Below are 18,232 nucleotides of genomic sequence, written 5' to 3' on the forward strand. Positions count from 1 at the left end.
TTTGAGTAAAAACTTAAATCAGGTTATCGCTGATCTAGCGGTACCCAATCGATTACCCATGCTGACTTCATATTTAAGCTGGAGTCAGAGGTAATTTTCTTACGAGCTGCATCTGCGGTATCACGGTCTTTCGATGGTCCAACCATAATACGAATACCTTTACTGGTTGGGCTTGTCGTAACCTTATAGCCTTTAGCACGTAGTTTAGACACAACAGAGTCAGCATTTGCCTGATTGGCAGCCAATGCAACTTGTACCATCCATTTTTTATCGCCATTTTCAAGCAAATCACGCGCTTTCTCAGCTTCGGCTTTTTTCTCAGCCTCAGCTTTATGCTTAGTTTCTGCTTTCTTTTCTGCTTCTGCATGTTTCTTAGCTTCAGCTTTCTTTTCTGCCTCAGCTTGATGTTTTGCTTCTGCTTTTTTATCTGCTTCAGCCTGACGTTTAGCTTCTGCTTTTTTATCTGCTTCGGCCTGACGTTTAGCTTCTGCTGCTTTCTTTTCAGCTTCAGCTTGACGTTTTGCCTCAGCTGCCTTTTTATCAGCTTCAGCTTGACGCTTTGCTTCAGCCGCTTTTTTGTCAGCTTCAGCTTGCTTCTTTACTTCTGCCACTTTTTTATCGGCATCTGCTTTAGCTGTATCTACTGTCTTTTTTGTATCATTTTGCTGAGCTTTTGCCTTACCCTCCCCAGCAACTTCGGGAGGAATATTATCTGAGCTTTCTTGTGCAGCAGCTCGACGAGCATTAATCGCTGCATATTCAGCAGCAGCTTTACGCGCAGCATCAGCTTCGGCCTGTTGTTGCATTGCCAAGAACTGGGCAGCACGAGCTTCTTGTTCTGCTACAGCTTTTTCACGAGAGCGACGTTGTTCTTCAAGAAGACGTTTTTCTGTTTCAACATCCACTGCAAGTGGCTGAAGCTGTACCATCTGCCCTTCTTGAGCTGATTGCTTTGGTTTGGCGTGTAGTTTCGGTGATGTTGATGTTTGGGGCTGAGCACCCACATGTTTTATTTCTTCATTTCCTTTTAGAAGTAATGCTGCCAATAAAACACCACCACCTAATAAAACAACGCCACCCATCCAGCGTTGTTTGTTATTCATTGACATTCTTCCAAATACTCCCAAATCGCTTCTAAAGTATGAAACGAACCACAGGCCAAAATCAGCTGATTGTTATTTGTTTGCTCAAGCGCTGATTTAAAAGCCTCTTTGATATTGCCAAATTGTTGTACTGTCTGGCCTTGCAGGGCATCATTCAATTGCTGAATCGGTGCAGCACGCGGCACATTCAACTCAGCAATTTTCCAATGTAAAACAGTAGTTTTCAATAAATCCACTACTGATTTTATATCTTTATCTGCCAGCATTGAAAATACTGCGACAACTTCTGTGTACTGTTTATTGTATTCTAAGAAATTTCGCAATTGCTTTAACAAAAATTCAACACCATGAGGATTGTGTCCGGCATCAAAAATTATGGTTTTTCCATTGACTTGACGTACTTCAAAGCGTCCTGCCAAGCGTGCATTTTCAATCCCTTGCTCTAGCGCTAATTGAGAGATTTCAAGTCCGCTATTTAATACAGCGGCAACCGCACCTGCAATATTTTCAATCGCAAGCGTCCCTAACGGTAACTTTAAAGTAGTGCCTTCACTTGCAAAATACCAATGCTTTCCATCATCGGCAATTTTATAAAAATAGTCTTTATGAATAGTATATAGCGTTGCTTCCGAGATATTTGCTTTATCTTGAATAGCTTGGGGTAAAGGTTGCTCACCTGCAAAAATTACAGGAATATGAGGACGAATAATACCTGCTTTTTCAAAAGCAATTTTCTCAATGGTATCACCTAACCAGTCTATATGATCTAGACCAATATTTGTGATTACGGCGATATCAGGGTCAATGACATTGACGACATCTAGACGTCCACCCAACCCCACTTCAAGTACCCACACATCGCATTGTTGCTGCTTAAAAATGACAAAAGCAGCCAAAGTGGTTGCTTCAAAAAACGATAAGCTTAGATCGCAATCACGACGAGCCTGATCAACTTGTACAAAAGCATCAATCAGGCTTTGATCATCAACTTCAACTCCACCCAACTTGACTCGCTCGTTAAAACGATAGATATGCGGTGATTGGTACAACCCAACTTTATACCCTTGTGCATTTAATATAGACGCAAGTGTTGTTGTCGTTGAACCTTTCCCGTTTGTTCCAGCAACAGTAAAAACTTTAGCAGCGGGTTTCGTCACGCCTAATTTTTCTGCTACGGGAATAACACGTTCCAGACCAAGATCGATCCCTGTAACGTGAACATGGCTCCAATAATTGAGCCATGTATCTAAAGAGTCTATTGAAAGTGGAGCTTGTTGTTTCAAGGTAAGTTCATCAATTTCGATACAAGTCGAGATACAGTATCACGTAAAGCATGGCGATGAACAATCTGATCGATTACACCATGATCAAGCAAATATTCAGCACGTTGGAATGGTTCTTCCAATGTTTCACGTACAGTTTGTTCAATTACACGTTTACCTGCAAAACCAATCATCGCTTTAGGTTCAGCAATATGAATATCACCCAACATTGCTAAAGAAGCTGTTACACCGCCATATACTGGATGTGTTAACACTACGATGTAAGGTAAACCTGCATCTTTTAATTTTTGAATTGCAGCAGAAGTACGCGCCATTTGCATAAGTGACAACATACCTTCTTGCATACGCGCACCACCAGAAGCTGCAAAGCAGATTAATGGTTGGCGTTTTTCAATTGCAAGCTCGGCAGCCTGAACGAAACGGTCACCAACTACAGTACCCATTGAGCCACCCATAAAGTCGAACTCAAAAGCACATGCAATCATGTCTACGCCATTTAAGTTACCTTGCATGGCAATTAACGCTTCCGTTTCACCAGTTTTGGTTTGCGCTTCACGCATACGTTCTGGATATGGTTTGCTATCAACAAACTTCAATGGATCTTTCGCGCTAAACTCTTGACCTAATTCAGTCACAACATTGTCGAAGAACCAGTTTAAGCGGTCACGAGCTTTCATTTTTAAGTGTTCGTCACACTGCGGACATACGTACGCGTTGAAAGATATTGCAGTACGCGTCACTAAAGCATGACATTCAGGGCACTCAATAGTCGGCTCGGTAAATGTTGCTTTGAGAGTTTGTTGCTCATCTGCAACTTCAATACCTGGTACTGGACGCTGTGTCCATGGTGTCGAAGGGCTAAGAACTTTCCCTGATTTCACTTCTTGATTCATACTAACTCATCGAGCGCTGCTCGAAGCTCCTTGACTTTATTCACCGTCTGTTCAACAGCTTCATCAGCTGCCAACGTTGCAAAAGATTTAACGAAAGCACTACCTACAATCACAGCATCGGCAACACTACCCATCGCTTTCGCAGAAGCAGCATCACTAATACCAAAACCAACGCCAACAGGAACGTTAGTTACACTCTTGATTTTCTCAATACGTGCCGCAGCTTCAGAAGTATCTAAAGTCGCTGCACCAGTCACACCTTTAAGTGAAACATAGTAGATAAATCCACTCGCCTGATTCGCTACATGTTGAATACGTTGGTCAGTTGAGGTCGGTGCAAGTAAGAAAATTTGGTCCATATCATGCTGTTTTAAGATCGCACCAAATTCTTTTGACTCTTCTGGTGGTAAATCCACAAGTAATAAGCCATCTACACCACATTGTTTCGCATAAGAAACAAACTTCTCGTAACCAATCACTTCAACCGGATTGAGATATCCCATCAAAACAACAGGTGTATCCTGATCCTGTTCACGAAATTTTTTTACCATGTTAAGTGCATCGAGGGTGTTAGTCCCTGCTGCAAGTGCGCGTTCAGCAGCAAGTGCAATTACCGGACCATCAGCCATCGGATCTGAAAATGGTAAACCAAGCTCAATGACGTCTACTCCTGCCGCAACCATTTTATGAAGTAACGGAACTGTTACTTGTGGCTGTGGATCACCCGCCATGACGTAAGATACAAGCGCTTTACGTTGTTGGGACTGCAACTTTTCAAAACGGGTGGCAAGACGTGACATAGGGTTGTGCTTTCCTTGAATTATTTAAAATTGAGGAGTTGTTTGTAGAAATACAAGAACATCGCATTTTAACGCTATTTTTTGTTCATTGAACAGCTCTAACGTTATGGCGATATTCGATTGTATGATTCATACAACCCATGGCGTACATTTATCAATATTTTGAAACTTTTCTCAATGATCAAAGCTTCCTATTTTTGAGCCATTATTGGGTTGTGTTTCGAATAAAAAAACATCAAAAAATCTATTTCGCTATAGTTTTATGGGTGAGCTGTAATTGTTTTTTACGAGCTAATAAAGTTTGGCCTGTTAAATTTTTATGTGCTCTGGCAAGTGCAGACTGATCTGAATAACCCAACTGCTCGGCAATTGCAGTAAGGCTTTCATTTTGACTCAACAATATTTCGCAGCGTTTCATACGCTCGGCATCTAAAATTAATTTAAATGAAGTGTTTAACGACTGTAGTTGGCGTTGCAAACTCCGTACCGAAATATTCAATTCGATGGCAATATCTTCTATTTTAGGAGCCTGTTGCTTTTGCTTAAAATATTCCTGAACGATCCAATGTATTTGTTGAGCGAGGTCTGTGTAATTTTTCCGTTGAGCCAAAGCATCTTCAGCTTGTTTTACTAAAAGTTGTACTAAAGTTGGGTCAGCATGCTGAGGCCGAGCATTTAACCCTTCACTTGCAAAAGTTAATGCATAGTACGGTTGTTCAAATGAAATTTTACACTGAAAGAAACGCTGATAATGAACGAATGGACTTCGAGCTCGGTGTACGAACTCCACATGCTGCAACAGAAAATCATGTAATGGGACGATCTCTTTAGCAAGTTGTACCATTGCGGCTAAGGTTAACTCACTAAGTACAATATTACTCGAATCTACCAAAGGCCAATATAAGCGAATTTTGGAAGCATCCTGTTCGATTTGCATAGGTACAACTTGTTCACCATCAATCACCAACCGATGAAATCTAGCAATATACTCAACCACTTGACCTAAATTATCACTTCGGGATGCCATATAACCGAGCACCCCAAAGTTGGCAGGTGTAATACAGGTTGCCATTTCTAAAGCCAAATTAGTGACCTGTAACCGAGATTCAGTCAGCTCTAAAAGCTCAATAAAAAGATGCAAAGAAGACTGAGCATCAATAGAAGTCGATAAAATATTTTGAACTTGGCGAGCTTGAAATTGGGTTAAATCAAGTTCCTGCCAATCTATTTCCCTTTCTTTTAAATACGTATTCCAAAGGTAAAAGTATCCATTTGAGATCGTAAAGTCTCTCATGGCGTTTCCTTTTTTACTGCCATTTGTCGCAAACTGTATAAAAATTGGCAATAACTGTCAAAACAAAGCCGACCAATCACGACATACTAATGAAAAGCTTAGTTGCGAGAAATAAAAAATGAACGCACATGTTTCTTATCAGGTCGAGCCAGTAGTTCGTAAAGATCTAGATTTTCACTTAAACGAAGCACCACGCTTTTGGTTTAATAATGATCCTTTTTTAACTCGTATGTTTGATGCACTCAGCTTAACTTTTCCAGATGGAGAACGTTATTTTATTGAGTGTGTGCGTATGTTTCGCGACAAAATTGATGATCCGGAACTTCAAAGACGAGTTGCTGACTTTATTAAACAAGAAGCTCAACACGGTATTGCTCATGACAAAATGAATCAGCTCATGAAAGAACAAGGCATGCCTGTTGAACAGTTCACAACCACCCTTAAAAGAATTTTCCGTTTTGAGTTAACTAACCGCTCACCGCAATATAACATTGCAATGACAGCGGCGGCTGAACATTTAACAGCGTTAATGGCAGAAACCTTCTATAGCAATAAAAAAACCTTGGAAAATGCTCACCCATATGTGCGCGCTCTGTTTGCTTGGCATGCTATTGAAGAAATGGAACATCGTGATGTGGCATTTGATGTCATGAAGCAAGTGGGGGAAGTACCAGAGTCAACACGTCGTTTTGTACTCGTTTTTACCACTGTCCTTATGTTAGGTTTTACGCTTTATAGAACCAATATCATGCTGAAATGTGATGGCTTTAGCTCTAGACAAAGACTATTAATGACTCTTAAAGGTTTACCTTGGTTTTTTGGTAAAAATGGCACATTAACCGCCATGAAAAACCAATATCTGGACTGGTTTAAAAAAGATTTTCACCCAAGCCAACACCCAGTTATTCGTCAGTACCCTGTTTGGATTGAAACTCTAGAAAAAACCAATGATCCGATTGCAGCTGGTGAAGCATTTTGGCAAGCAGGTCTATGACCTGCTTGTTACCATTTTGCATAATGTTGTTCTAATAGACCGTATTGCGCATTACAAGTAATGATATTAGCTGTCTCATGCTCAATCGTACCGCTAATTTTAGCCTGCCACTGGTTAAACTGACTGCCTATCATTCTTAGATTAATGTTTTCGTATCGGCACCAGCCAATCTGCACTTGTAGATTAAGTTTTTGATCTAAAGAGCTAATTTTCCATAACTCATCATTTACTTTTTCAAATAAGACATCTGTAAGTGGAAATAAAACACCATTCACCCATAAACAGTTTTCATTCCCAAAACTTTCATTCACACCCGAAGCTAAATTTAAACCAATACGTCTTCCCTGCTCATCCCAAAAATTACATGAGAGCCAAAACCAAGCTGTCTCAGGTCGCAAAAACCCACAGGTATCATCTAAGGATGCAAATGTTTGTTCATCAAATTGCACAACTTGATTGTGCTTATTAATAAACATTCCTTCTACAGCCAAAGTGGTCTGCTTTTGGGTATAAGTCCAACCATTAATACCTGTAGGAGAACACAAACTTAATATATCTGTTCCTGCGCAAAAAATTCGAGCGCTGAGTTGAATCTCCCCATATTTAGTCACTCGTATGTATCGCACGCCATTGGCATGTTGAATATCAATTTGATAAGGCGATTTAGAAAAATAGCTTTGATTAAACAGCGGCTGTTCATCAAGATAGGTTTTATGACCTAATGGTTGAATCGCGTTCCATTCAATCACTTGCTCTGTTTTATGGTCATAAATATAGAAAAAACCGTGCCCGACCCAGCCAATATCTGCAATAGCTAGACCAATACTATAGTGTTCATGCTGAATACCGCAGAATTTAAATTTTTTATATTTTAATTGCTTACGCCAGCCTGTTAAAACTTTGCCATAAGGTGTTTTATAAATATAACGTTGTATATGAATAGTGGATGGTACAGATTCAAAACGCCCGTAACGAGGCTGTCCATTTTCTTGAATTAAATCCATTCTTTATTATCCGTTTATTTCTTGCTCACCACCTAGTCATAATAGACTGTTCACTGAGCAATTGGCTACACATCTGGCTGATCTTCAAATGACTTTTCGATGAACAATAAAAAAAGAGCATATAAATATGCTCTTTTTCTGATATTCACTTAAATCTAAATTCAATAACTTAAACTCTTTGAGGGTCTGTCTAAGTGGTTGTGATCCGATTTATCAACAAAATCAAATTCAACTCGAGATTTAAGTGTACTTCAATTTCTAAAAATTAAGCGTCATCATCACTCTGTTGTTGTTCTGGCTCTGATTCCTGCTCGCTATCTTTATTTTCCAATTTATTTTCAGCGATTTTCGCTGCTTCATAACCTGCAAAAGCACTCGCTGCTTTTTCAAGAATACCTGCATCTGGATCTAATTTATCGACACCTTGTTCCGCGATAATAGCACCAGCAATTTTACCTACTTCATCTAAAAGACCCATTTTGTTTACTCCAAAGAGCTTATGTTGAGCTTCTAGTCTAAGCACATTAATTGTAAATAGTGCTACAAAAAAGTTGCGATTTGAGAGAGCTATACATGAGATCGGCAACTTTTTATATTTTATTTTTAACTTTAAGCTTTTTTTAAGAACAATTAGAGATGTATATAAGTATTTTCCCAAAGTGTTGGCTGAAACTCACCTTTCACTAACTGGATATAACGACCTGCAATATGGTCAATCGGAATACAGTCATCGATATCCACTACACGGTCGGTATGGGGTTTATGCCAGTCTTGTTCAATAAACTGTTTACCCAATTGTTTTGCAGTCGCAGCATCTGTTGCCACAACCAAATGGTAGCTATGCAACTCGCCAAAAGCCTTGGGTGTATAACCACCTAGATTAATCAAATACAGCTTTTTATCCGAAGCTGATGGAGCTGCATCGGAAAACTGAATTTGATAGTTTTGTCCTTGAGAGCTAACACCTGAAAGCTTGGCCCAAGCATCGATATGCAATCCTTGAGCATCACCAAACCAAGCCTGTTTAAGCTGAGGGTAAACTTCTTCCAAAGTATCCCCTACTGCCATAACCACATCATGGACTTCAGTATTGGCACGTGCATGACGCCCACCCAACATCACCATAAACAAACTTGGCATTTTTTTCTCTTACATCTCAACCATTTCTACGCCATCAATGCGTGCAACTGTCATTAAATCTTTATCACCACGACCTGAAACAGTCGCAATAATAATCTGATCTTTAGACATCGTTGGTGCAAGCTTAGACACATAGGCCATCGCGTGCGAGCTTTCAAGCGCAGGAATAATCCCTTCGATTTTGGTTAAATCACGGAAACCTTGCAAAGCTTCTGTATCGTTAATTGGTACATATTCCACACGCTTCATATCTTTCAAGAAGCTATGTTCAGGACCAACGCCCGGATAATCAAGGCCCGCTGAGATACTATGTGTCTCAATGATCTGACCTTGTTCGTCACTCATGAGGTAAGTACGGTTACCATGCAATACACCTACATGACCTGCATTTAACGGCGCAGAGTGTTTCCCCGTTTCAATACCGAAACCAGCTGCTTCAACACCATACATTTTCACATTGGCATCATTTAAGAATGGATAGAATAAGCCCATCGCATTTGAACCGCCACCCACACATGCAACTAATGCATCTGGTAAGCGACCTGCTTGCTCCAAAATTTGCTTGCGTGCTTCACGACCAATAATCGACTGGAAGTCACGAACGAGTTGAGGATATGGGTGTGGACCTGCAACTGTACCAATCACATAGTATGTAGTATCAACATTGGTTACCCAGTCACGCATTGCCTCGTTCATGGCATCTTTAAGCGTTTTTGAACCGCTTTGCACAGGAACAACGGTAGCACCCAATAAACGCATACGATAAACGTTCATGGCTTGACGCTTAACGTCTTCGGCGCCCATATAAACGACACATTCAAGGCCTAAACGTGCTGCAATTGTTGCCGTTGCCACACCATGTTGCCCAGCTCCAGTTTCAGCAATAATACGTTTCTTGCCAGAAAGCTTTGCAAGTAATGCCTGACCAATCGTATTGTTTACCTTATGTGAGCCTGTATGGTTCAAGTCTTCACGTTTAAGATAAACTTGCGCACCACCTAACTCTTTTGACCATCGCTCAGCATAATAAAGTGGACTAGGACGACCTACATAGTAGGCGAGATCGCGGTCGAATTCTGCCAGAAACTGTTCATCATTTTTCATGCGGGAATAGAGATTTTCTAAATCTTCTAATGCCGCCATTAGAGTTTCTGACACAAAACGTCCGCCATGGATACCGAAATGCCCATTTGCATCTGGGAATTGGGTATAGTCAATCACATTATTTTGCTGATCCACGTTGGACTCCTTGCATAAATCTTTCAATGAGTTGTTGGTCTTTTATACCTTTTGCGGACTCTACGCCTCCGCTCACATCTACTGCAAAAGCACCGGTAGTATGAATAGCGTCAATGACATTGTCAGGGGTTAAACCACCTGCCAAAATTAATGGAATATCAAGTTTTGGGAATTTTGACCAGTCAAACTGATGTCCTGTGCCCCCTTTGAGCTCAGGATGCCACGCATCGAGCAATACAGCACTGGCACCAACTGCCTGATATTTTTGAATTTCAGCAACAACATCCAGATCAGGTTTGACCTGAATTGCTTTATACCAACGACGTTTACAATGGCGAGCTATTTCCTGACATTGTTCAGGAGACTCATCGCCATGTAGTTGTAATACATCTAGGGGAACACAATCAAGTACTGACTGAATTTCAGTAGCAGTCGCATTTACAAACAAACCAACCATTTGTACATAAGGCGGAATTATTTTTGCTAATTGTTGTGCATGTTCAACTGTTACATGTCTTGGACTTGGCGGAAAAAAAACAAAGCCTATCGCATCCGCTCCAGCAGTCACCACCGCTTGAACATCTTGCTCGCGAGTAATTCCACAGATTTTTGCTCGTGTACGTTTTTGGTTTGATGGGCTCATAATCTGCCTAAACTACAACCATTTTTTAAAATAAGCGTCATTGTAATGCAATTTTTGTCCCTTGCGTAAAAGTTCTCTGGGAATTGCTCGAAATGACATTGTAGGAAGCAATTCGGCACTTTATACTGCGTAAAATTGGAAGCAAGTGTAAGCAATTAATGCTTTAGGGAAGCTGGTGAAAGTCCGGCACTGCCCCCGCAACGGTAACAATGTAAAGCATATTTTTTAAGTCAGTTTTGACTTACACCACTGCAGTGATGTGGGAAGGTGAATATGTCCATAACTTAAATATGGCGCTGAAGTCCGGAGACCTACTTGTTTCATCTATCTACCCGATCATTCACGTGGGGTGAATGTATGGAGCATGTTATGTCTAAGTCTTTTCAACCTACCCGTCTGGTAGGGGCTATCGCTATTGCGATGGGGTTTTCACCTGTTATTTTTGCTGATGATACAACAAAAGCAACTCAGCTTGATCCAATTGTAGTGACCGCTTCAAAAAGCGCTGAAAAAGCGAGTGAAGTTCCGGCACGTATTTCAGTGATTGATGAAAAAACCATTGAACAGAATCCTCTGTTAAATGTTTCGGATATAATTCAACGTGATCCTTCTATTTATGTAAAACAAAGCGGCGGTCTTGGTCAGATTTCTGAAATTTCAATTCGTGGCACGAAACCAGTTCATACATTAGTACTTAAAGATGGTGCTCGTTTAAATAGTCAAAATGAACTTGGTCCTTTATATCCTGCATTTTTAGATACAACAGATGTTCAACAAATTGAAATATTAAAAGGTCCAGCATCAGTTCAATATGGAAGTGATGCTATTGGTGGTGTCGTCCAGTTAATTTCTAAAAAACCCGAGAAAACAGGTGCTGAGTTAACTGGTATTTATGGTGAAAATAACACTTATAAGGCTATTGTTAATGCCAATCTTGTGAGTGATCAAGGCTTCTACGCACAATTAGGTGGACAACGCTTAGAAAGTGATGGAACACGTATTTTTGAAAGCCAATCAGAAAATGAAAAGGCTGGATATGATCAAAAAGGTTATCACGCTAAAGTAGGCTTCTTCCAAGAAAACTTAATAGATGCTTCTGCTTCAATTAGTGAAAATAAAGGTACTAACGTTTTTAGTAATGACTACATCACCAATACAGCACAACGTCAATTTGAAAATAGAGTTATCAACACAAAAGTTGCTTATAATATCTTGCCTGATCTCATCATTAATGCACACTATACAAATGTTCAGGATAAACAAAATGTTCCTGCTTACGACTCATATTACAATACTGAGAATAATGAAAGTGATCTAAACCTTAAATGGAAATTTACTCCACACCAGAATATTTTAGTTGGTGCAACATATAACGATGCAAATTATAAAACTAATACTATTCTGAACTCGGATAAAAGTGTAAATAGCACAGGGTATTATTTACAGCATCAACTCAAAAATGATCTTTTTGATACCCAAGTCGGTGTTCGTTTAGAAGACAACCAACGTTTTGGTACTCATACTGTTGGACAAGGTGCTATTCGCTACCATTTCTTACCTAATGCGAGTGTATATGCAAATATCGGCAGTGCTTTCAGAGCCCCAACCTTAAATGAACTATATTCGCAATGGGGTGGAAATGAAAACTTAGCACCAGAGAAAAGTACTTCTTATGAAATGGGTATGAACTATGATCTTACATCCAATGTGAGTACCAATTTTTCTGTTTATCATACAAAAATTAAAGATCTCATTGCCTACAATGCAGGTACCAATACAAATATAGCTAAAGCGAACTTTACTGGTGGAGAAGCTGGAGTAAAGTGGCATCAAGATGATCTATTTTTATCTACTGAATATGCTTACGTAAAAACAGAAAATGAAAAAGATAATACAGAAATTGCTTATCGTCCTCGCCAGACTCTCACTGTAAGTACAGGTTTAGAAAATGCAGTGTATGGCATTAGTGCTTCTATCATTGCTAGAGCTAAATCTTATGCAGATTCTGCAAACTCTATGCGAGTACCTGGTTATGCAACGGTAGACTTAAATGCTTATTGGAACGTTATTCCTAACGTAAAATTATTTACCAATATCCAAAACGTAGGTGATGTTCAATATCGTGAAGTATTAAATACCTATCCTTCAAATGACTGGTATGTTAATACAGGCCGCCAAGCTTCTGTAGGTGTAACTTTCCGTTATTAATTTTTCACTCTGATTATAAAAATATTTTATTAACTCCAGTTTCGGGGTAATGTTCTGACCGACATTATCCCTTTTTTATGTTCAGGATATCCATCATGGGACACCGTTTAAGCAAAATCTATACACGTACAGGCGACTCAGGCACAACAGGTCTAGGTGATGGCTCTCGTGTTGTTAAAGATGATTTACGAGTTGCTGCACTTGGTGATGTTGATGAGCTTAATGCCGTTATTGGCGTACTGCGTGCACAAATCACAGCCAGTCAAGTGACCCATAAAGCTGAGTGGGACAAGAGTCTAAGCCTGATTCAACATTGGCTTTTTGACTTAGGCGGAGAGGTTTGTATTCCGAACTACAATTTACTTCAGCCCATTTGTATCGAGTTTCTTGAAAAAGAAATCGACCGTATGAATGAAGACTTACCTATGCTTAAAGAGTTTATTCTGCCATCTGGCTCTTTATCTTGTAGTTATGCCCACCAAGCCCGTGCTGTTTGCCGCCGCGCAGAGCGATCACTCATGTCAGTACAAACGCGTGATCAAAATATTCAAGCTACAGCGCTTCAACTTTTAAACCGTTTATCTGACTGGTTATTTGTCGCATCTCGTGCTTTACAACGTGCAGAAGGTGGACAAGAAGTACTTTGGCAAAAAAATATTAATGAGATTATTTAAAAATAGATTAGATTAAAAATGGTCTCTGATTTTGAAGAGACCATAATCAACAAAACTGAATAGAAGAAAATTATGCGCATTATTGGTCATCGTGGTGCACGCCGAGAAGCTCCTGAAAATACATTAGGTGGTTTTCAGCACATAAAAGACTTAGGAATTCGTGGTGTCGAATTTGACATTCGTCAGGTTCAAGACCAAGAACTGGTCGTTATTCATGACGATAATTTTTTACGTACAGCTGGAATCGACCAAATTGTTGAGCAATCTACGTTGGCTCAAGCTCTATCATTTGATCATCGGCAAAATTGGCCCAACTGGCCAAATCCAGAGCCAACGCCAACACTTAAAAGTGTTTTAAATCTGCTTAATAACTTTGATCATATTGAAGTTGAAGTTAAAGCTGTAAGAGATATGGTATTTGCACAAAAGTTAGTTGAAAAGCTTGAGTCTGAATTACAGGGTTATGAAAAAGTCGTAACTATCACAAGTTTTGATCTTCAAATTCTAACTGCCCTACGTGACATTAACTCTCAATTTAAACGTGGTTTGTTAGTTGAGATTCCTGTTGGGGCAACGGCGATTGAACTCGCTCATCAATATGGTTGTGGTCATATTGGTTGGTACGACCAGCTCGCAACGGAAGAAATGATTCAACTGTCCCATCAAGCTGGTTTAAATATCAGTGTCTGGACAGTAAATGATGTAGAAAGAGCAAAAGAGTTACGAGATCTGAATGTTCAGGGCTTAATTACAGATATTCCAACTACCATGCTGAAAGAACTTTAAAATATAAAAAGGTGGTATTAACCACCTTTTATTTTTTCTCAGCTTGAATTAAGCGTTGGCCATTTTGGTCAAGCAAGTAAAGTGTATTCCCAATAATTTGGAACTTTTGAACACGTTGTAAAGAGTCAACCAACTCTGCTTCTTGTGCTAAAGCGCCATTACAACTTGAATGACCCGCATTAACTTGCAGATCAAGTTTCTTTTGGTTGAAATCGAAAGTATATCGTCCAAAAATACGGTTACATCCGGTATGACCAGTGACAGTTTTGACTGCTGAGTTCAGTGAAAGAGTGGGCCATTGGTTAAAGAACTTTGCCTTATGATTGTTTATCTGAGTAATTTGCCAGTCGATATCTTGAACACCGTCTGGACTCACTTTCTTTTTGACAACGGGCGTTTGCACACGATGCGTTGGCTTTGTCGGGCCTTTTGAAATATTTTGTTGCGGCGCGCTTTGACATGCTGCCAATACAAGGCTGATTGCGATGAAAAAACATTTCGACGGCAATTTCCTTGCAATATCAATGCTGTTCTTTTTTCTCAATCGCTGTATTTTCATTACACAACTTCTCCTATCTGAAATGTTGCCAAGCTTGGTTTAATTCTGTTACGGTTCTTTCAATACATCTGTACAATAATGTTAGTGATTCTCACTATGCACGTGCTAATATGATGTACAAAATAGCAATAAATCTTGATGATTGGTTTTGCTATGTCGTTTTGTCTTTTTACCTTGTATGACAAGGTTTCTAGGAGCGCTGCCGGATATGACTTCCGCCCCACTCAAGGCCCCAATTAACTGGACCGCTAGCATTACCTTAATTGGTTTACCAATTCTTGCTGCAATCATAATCCCGATTTATGCGTATTATTATGATTTTAGTGTAAGCGCATGGGTAAGCTTATTTTTTCTTTTAGCTTTAAGTAGCATGGGGATTACTGCTGGTTACCACCGTCTTTGGGCACACCGTGCTTATGAAGCGTCATTACCCCTTAAAATTCTTTTAATGATTGCCGGCACATTTGCTGTACAAAACAGTATTCTGTTTTGGGCATCTGGTCACCGTACTCACCACCGCCATGTTGATCATGTGGATGAAGATCCATACTCAATTGAACGTGGCTTTTGGTATGCCCATATGGGTTGGATGATCCGTGATCATTCTCCATCTAAGCCTGATTTTAAAAATGCACCTGATTTGCTCAATGACAAACTAGTCATGTTCCAACATAAATACTACGGTCTAATGGTTGTAGCAGTTCATGTGGGTATTTTAGGTTTAGTTGGCTGGGCTACTGGCGATTTATGGGGAGTTGTACTTCTCGGTGGTTTATTACGTTTAATCATTAGCCATCAGGTTACATTCTTCATTAACTCACTTTGCCATATGTTTGGTAAACGTCCATATACTGATGAAAACTCAGCACGCGATAACTTCTGGTTAGCGATCGCAACATGGGGCGAGGGTTATCATAACTATCACCATATTTTCCAATACGATTATCGTAATGGTGTGAAATGGTGGCAATATGATCCAACTAAATGGTTAATCTGGACATGCTCTAAACTAGGTTTAGCAAAGAACTTACGTCGTATTCCAAGCTTTAATATTAAAAAAGCAGAATTGGCAATGAAGTTTAAATATGCTGAACAAGACTTAGCTATTTATGGCCATGATGTAAATGCTGACATGAGTCAAATGAAGCAGCGTATTGCTCAAGAATATGAAGCATTTACACATACTTTAAATGATTGGGCGAAACTCAAAGAACAAGAGTTACAAGCAAAGAAAGCAGCTATGGCTGAAAAAATCCACAAAATGGATCATAAGTTAAAAGTTGATTTCCAATTGCTTGAACATCGTTTAAGTCACCATCGTGAGTGTTTAGAAACATTAATGCGTAACATTAAAAAGAACACTAACGTCGTACCAGACTAATACGACTTTAAGTCGAAATAGCGCCTGTGAAGCCATGCTTTGCAAGCGCTATTTTTTTGGCTGGTTTTTAACTATGGTATAGTGAAGTTCGCCTCAAATATTCAGCCTAGTCTATGCAATTCAATCCACTTTATTCATCACTTAATCCTAAGCTTTTTCATATACAAAAGCCCTCTCCTCTGCGTGGTGCGAAAGCTGGTCACTTCAATTTAGCTTTAGCCGAAGAACTACAATGGACAGATGAAGAAAAACAAGCGTGGGTAGAAATTTGCAGTGGTCAGCGGACTTTCTCTGAGTTTCCGCCTTTGGCAATGGTTTATGCAGGCCACCAGTTTGGGCAATGGGCAGGTCAACTAGGCGACGGACGTGGTTTACTCATTGCACAAATTCTTAATAAGCAAGGTCAAACCATAGATTTACATTTGAAAGGTGCAGGCCCTACCCCTTATTCGCGTATGGGAGATGGACGAGCAGTTTTACGTTCAGTTGTTAGAGAGTATTTAGCAGGACATGCATTAAATGCTTTAGGAGTTGCTTCTAGTCATGCGGTAGGTTTTACAAGTTCCGCTCAAGGCGTGCAACGCGAGACATTAGAGCCTGGTGCAATGCTGCTTAGAACCTCTGAATGTCATATTCGTCTAGGGCATTTTGAATGGATCAATCAATATGCGCCTGACTTACTCCCAGAGTTCACTCAAAAATGTATCGAATGGCACTATCCAGAATGCCAAAAAGAAGAACAGCCTATTTTAGCTTTTGCTAAAGCTGTGATTAGAAATACAGCCATCATGATTGCCAAATGGCAGCTGGTCGGTTTTGCTCACGGCGTAATGAATACAGATAACTTAAATATTACCGGTTCTACACTCGATTTTGGTCCATATGGGTTTATGGAACGTTTTCGCCCCAACTGGATTAACAACCATTCCGACTACCAAGGACGGTACACCTACCAAAACCAACCGAGTATTGCGCATTGGAACTTATGGACTTGGTTAAATAATTTAATTCCACTTGCCAAACCTGAACAGAAAGAGCAATTCAAAGAAGAGTTGGCGGCTTGTTTAGAAGAGTTTGAACCTACCTTTATTGAGCATTACACCACGGGCTTATGTCAAAAAATGGGTCTTCCCCATTTCCATAAAGACAGTACTGAATGTGGCTTAAGCTTTTTGCGTATTTTGCAAACCGAACAGCTTGATTACACCCAAAGCTTTATTCGACTTCAGAATAAAGAGTACAAAGTACTACGCGATGATTGTCTCGATATTCGACAATTTGATGCTTTCCTTACCCAATATCAAAGCATTCGCGAACATCAAGATACAGATGAACTTGATGCAAACATGCAACAAGCAAATCCGATTTATATTTTACGTAATCACATGGCACAGCGAGCGATTGAAGCAGCGGAGCGAGATGATTTTAGTGAGGTAGACCGTTTGTTTAAGCTACTCAATCATCCTTATACAAGACAGCCAGATTTGGAAAAACCAGAAGATTTAGGCCCTTTACCAAGCGATGTACCTGATGTAGCGGTGAGCTGTTCATCTTAATATAAAAAACTAAAACTCTCTTAAGTCGCTTAAGAGAGTTTCTTAAACATCAAAGAATAATATATGAAAATCAAACCTATCATTATTTGTACACTCCTATTGGTTCCATTCGGAATTGCTGTTTATAAGTATGAAAAATATTTACCCACTCTTGTACCTTCTCATGAAGCGCTAACAAGTAATGAGATATCCCAACTTATAAAGACAAAACCGATAACCTCAATTGAAGTGTTTAAAAATCAGCGCATACTTCTACTCAAAAGTAATCAAGAAGTAATTCGTCGTTATCCTATTCGTTTAGGCTTTAACCCTGAAGGACACAAAAACTTTGAAAATGATGGTAAAACCCCTGAGGGAGTCTATTTTATAGATTGGCGCAATCCACAAAGTGCTTTCTATAAATCATTGCATATTTCCTATCCCAATACACAAGATGTTGCTTATGCCAAACAGCATAACCAGCCAACAGGTGGGAATATCATGATCCACGGATCAGTTCCAAAGTCCTTACTCTCCATCCCTTCTAGTTCAACTTATATGCCACACAAAGATTGGACTTTAGGTTGTATCGCAGTTAGAAATGTAGATATAGATGAAATTTGGCAATTAGTCCCTAATCACACTAAGATTATAATTTATCCATAACTCTTTAAAACTATCCACATTTTCTGTGGA

18 protein-coding genes and 1 riboswitch are annotated in these 18,232 nt (G+C 39.7%); of the genes, 7 read left to right on the forward strand and 11 right to left on the reverse strand.

Annotation, left to right across the window (positions count from 1 at the left end; translation table 11 throughout):
* Positions 1–23: 23 nt before the first annotated feature.
* The 5 genes from ABLB96_RS17945 to ABLB96_RS17965 all read right to left on the reverse strand — a co-directional run bounded on the left by ABLB96_RS17945 (position 24) and on the right by ABLB96_RS17965 (position 5,373).
* The gene (locus ABLB96_RS17945; protein WP_348896165.1) at positions 24–1,109 is read right to left on the reverse strand and encodes an SPOR domain-containing protein; all 1,086 of its coding nucleotides are present in this window, start codon (positions 1,107–1,109) and stop codon (positions 24–26) included.
* On the reverse strand, positions 1,100–2,386 hold the full coding sequence (gene folC / locus ABLB96_RS17950) for a bifunctional tetrahydrofolate synthase/dihydrofolate synthase (RefSeq protein ID WP_348896166.1): 1,287 nt from the start codon (positions 2,384–2,386) through the stop codon (positions 1,100–1,102). The genes ABLB96_RS17945 and folC overlap by 10 nt, the downstream gene beginning before the upstream one ends.
* Positions 2,383–3,279 carry an acetyl-CoA carboxylase, carboxyltransferase subunit beta gene (gene accD / locus ABLB96_RS17955; RefSeq protein WP_004705709.1) on the reverse strand — a complete coding sequence of 299 codons (897 nt, stop codon included), beginning with the start codon at positions 3,277–3,279 and terminating at the stop codon, positions 2,383–2,385. The genes folC and accD overlap by 4 nt, the downstream gene beginning before the upstream one ends.
* A complete protein-coding gene (gene trpA / locus ABLB96_RS17960; protein ID WP_348896167.1) occupies positions 3,276–4,079 on the reverse strand; it encodes a tryptophan synthase subunit alpha in 804 nt (267 codons plus the stop codon). Before trpA ends, accD begins: the two co-directional genes overlap by 4 nt.
* A 244-nt stretch (positions 4,080–4,323) precedes the next feature.
* The gene (locus ABLB96_RS17965) at positions 4,324–5,373 is read right to left on the reverse strand and encodes an AraC family transcriptional regulator ligand-binding domain-containing protein (RefSeq protein WP_348896168.1); all 1,050 of its coding nucleotides are present in this window, start codon (positions 5,371–5,373) and stop codon (positions 4,324–4,326) included.
* A gap of 118 nt (positions 5,374–5,491) precedes the next feature.
* Here ABLB96_RS17965 and ABLB96_RS17970 point away from each other — a divergent pair, with 118 nt between their 5' ends.
* Positions 5,492–6,367, forward strand: a complete 876-nt coding sequence (locus ABLB96_RS17970) for a metal-dependent hydrolase (RefSeq protein WP_348896169.1) — start codon at positions 5,492–5,494, stop codon at positions 6,365–6,367.
* A gap of 8 nt (positions 6,368–6,375) precedes the next feature.
* Here the strand turns inward: ABLB96_RS17970 and ABLB96_RS17975 are convergent, their stop codons facing one another.
* The 5 genes from ABLB96_RS17975 to ABLB96_RS17995 form a co-directional block, all read right to left on the reverse strand.
* Positions 6,376–7,371, reverse strand: coding sequence for a DUF2804 domain-containing protein (locus tag ABLB96_RS17975; protein WP_348896170.1), 996 nt, complete (start codon positions 7,369–7,371; stop codon positions 6,376–6,378).
* A 265-nt stretch (positions 7,372–7,636) separates the two neighbouring features.
* Positions 7,637–7,849: a hypothetical protein gene (locus ABLB96_RS17980; protein WP_348896171.1), complete on the reverse strand. Its 213-nt coding sequence runs from the start codon at positions 7,847–7,849 to the stop codon at positions 7,637–7,639.
* Between the two features lie 152 nt (positions 7,850–8,001).
* Positions 8,002–8,511, reverse strand: coding sequence for a DUF1543 domain-containing protein (locus ABLB96_RS17985; protein WP_348896172.1), 510 nt, complete (start codon positions 8,509–8,511; stop codon positions 8,002–8,004).
* Positions 8,512–8,520: 9 nt separating this feature from the next.
* Positions 8,521–9,750, reverse strand: a complete 1,230-nt coding sequence (gene trpB / locus ABLB96_RS17990; RefSeq protein WP_348896173.1) for a tryptophan synthase subunit beta — start codon at positions 9,748–9,750, stop codon at positions 8,521–8,523.
* Complete coding sequence (locus tag ABLB96_RS17995) at positions 9,734–10,393, reverse strand: phosphoribosylanthranilate isomerase (protein WP_348896174.1); 660 nt, start codon at positions 10,391–10,393, stop codon at positions 9,734–9,736. The genes trpB and ABLB96_RS17995 overlap by 17 nt, the downstream gene beginning before the upstream one ends.
* Before the next feature lie 126 nt (positions 10,394–10,519).
* Positions 10,520–10,727: riboswitch (cobalamin riboswitch) on the forward strand.
* A 23-nt stretch (positions 10,728–10,750) separates the two neighbouring features.
* On the opposite strand from ABLB96_RS17995, the gene ABLB96_RS18000 reads away from it, so the two are divergent.
* The 3 genes from ABLB96_RS18000 to ABLB96_RS18010 all read left to right on the forward strand — a co-directional run bounded on the left by ABLB96_RS18000 (position 10,751) and on the right by ABLB96_RS18010 (position 14,061).
* Positions 10,751–12,601, forward strand: coding sequence for a TonB-dependent receptor (locus ABLB96_RS18000; protein ID WP_348896175.1), 1,851 nt, complete (start codon positions 10,751–10,753; stop codon positions 12,599–12,601).
* A gap of 95 nt (positions 12,602–12,696) precedes the next feature.
* A complete protein-coding gene (locus ABLB96_RS18005; protein WP_348896176.1) occupies positions 12,697–13,275 on the forward strand; it encodes a cob(I)yrinic acid a,c-diamide adenosyltransferase in 579 nt (192 codons plus the stop codon).
* A 72-nt stretch (positions 13,276–13,347) separates the two neighbouring features.
* On the forward strand, positions 13,348–14,061 hold the full coding sequence (locus ABLB96_RS18010) for a glycerophosphodiester phosphodiesterase (protein WP_348896177.1): 714 nt from the start codon (positions 13,348–13,350) through the stop codon (positions 14,059–14,061).
* 28 nt (positions 14,062–14,089) lie between these two features.
* Here ABLB96_RS18010 and ABLB96_RS18015 read toward each other — a convergent pair whose 3' ends face one another.
* Positions 14,090–14,620, reverse strand: coding sequence for an META domain-containing protein (locus ABLB96_RS18015; RefSeq protein WP_348896178.1), 531 nt, complete (start codon positions 14,618–14,620; stop codon positions 14,090–14,092).
* Between the two features lie 208 nt (positions 14,621–14,828).
* Between ABLB96_RS18015 and ABLB96_RS18020 the strand changes: the two genes are divergently transcribed.
* The 3 genes from ABLB96_RS18020 to ABLB96_RS18030 all read left to right on the forward strand — a co-directional run bounded on the left by ABLB96_RS18020 (position 14,829) and on the right by ABLB96_RS18030 (position 18,202).
* Positions 14,829–16,001 (forward strand): acyl-CoA desaturase, encoded by a 1,173-nt coding sequence (locus ABLB96_RS18020; protein WP_049065713.1) that lies wholly within the window; start codon positions 14,829–14,831, stop codon positions 15,999–16,001.
* A 113-nt stretch (positions 16,002–16,114) separates the two neighbouring features.
* Complete coding sequence (locus tag ABLB96_RS18025) at positions 16,115–17,557, forward strand: protein adenylyltransferase SelO family protein (protein WP_348896179.1); 1,443 nt, start codon at positions 16,115–16,117, stop codon at positions 17,555–17,557.
* A 63-nt stretch (positions 17,558–17,620) separates the two neighbouring features.
* Positions 17,621–18,202 (forward strand): L,D-transpeptidase family protein, encoded by a 582-nt coding sequence (locus ABLB96_RS18030; RefSeq protein ID WP_348896180.1) that lies wholly within the window; start codon positions 17,621–17,623, stop codon positions 18,200–18,202.
* Positions 18,203–18,232 lie beyond the last annotated feature (30 nt).

Source organism: Acinetobacter sp. XH1741, assembly GCF_041021895.1.
GTDB lineage: Bacteria > Pseudomonadota > Gammaproteobacteria > Pseudomonadales > Moraxellaceae > Acinetobacter.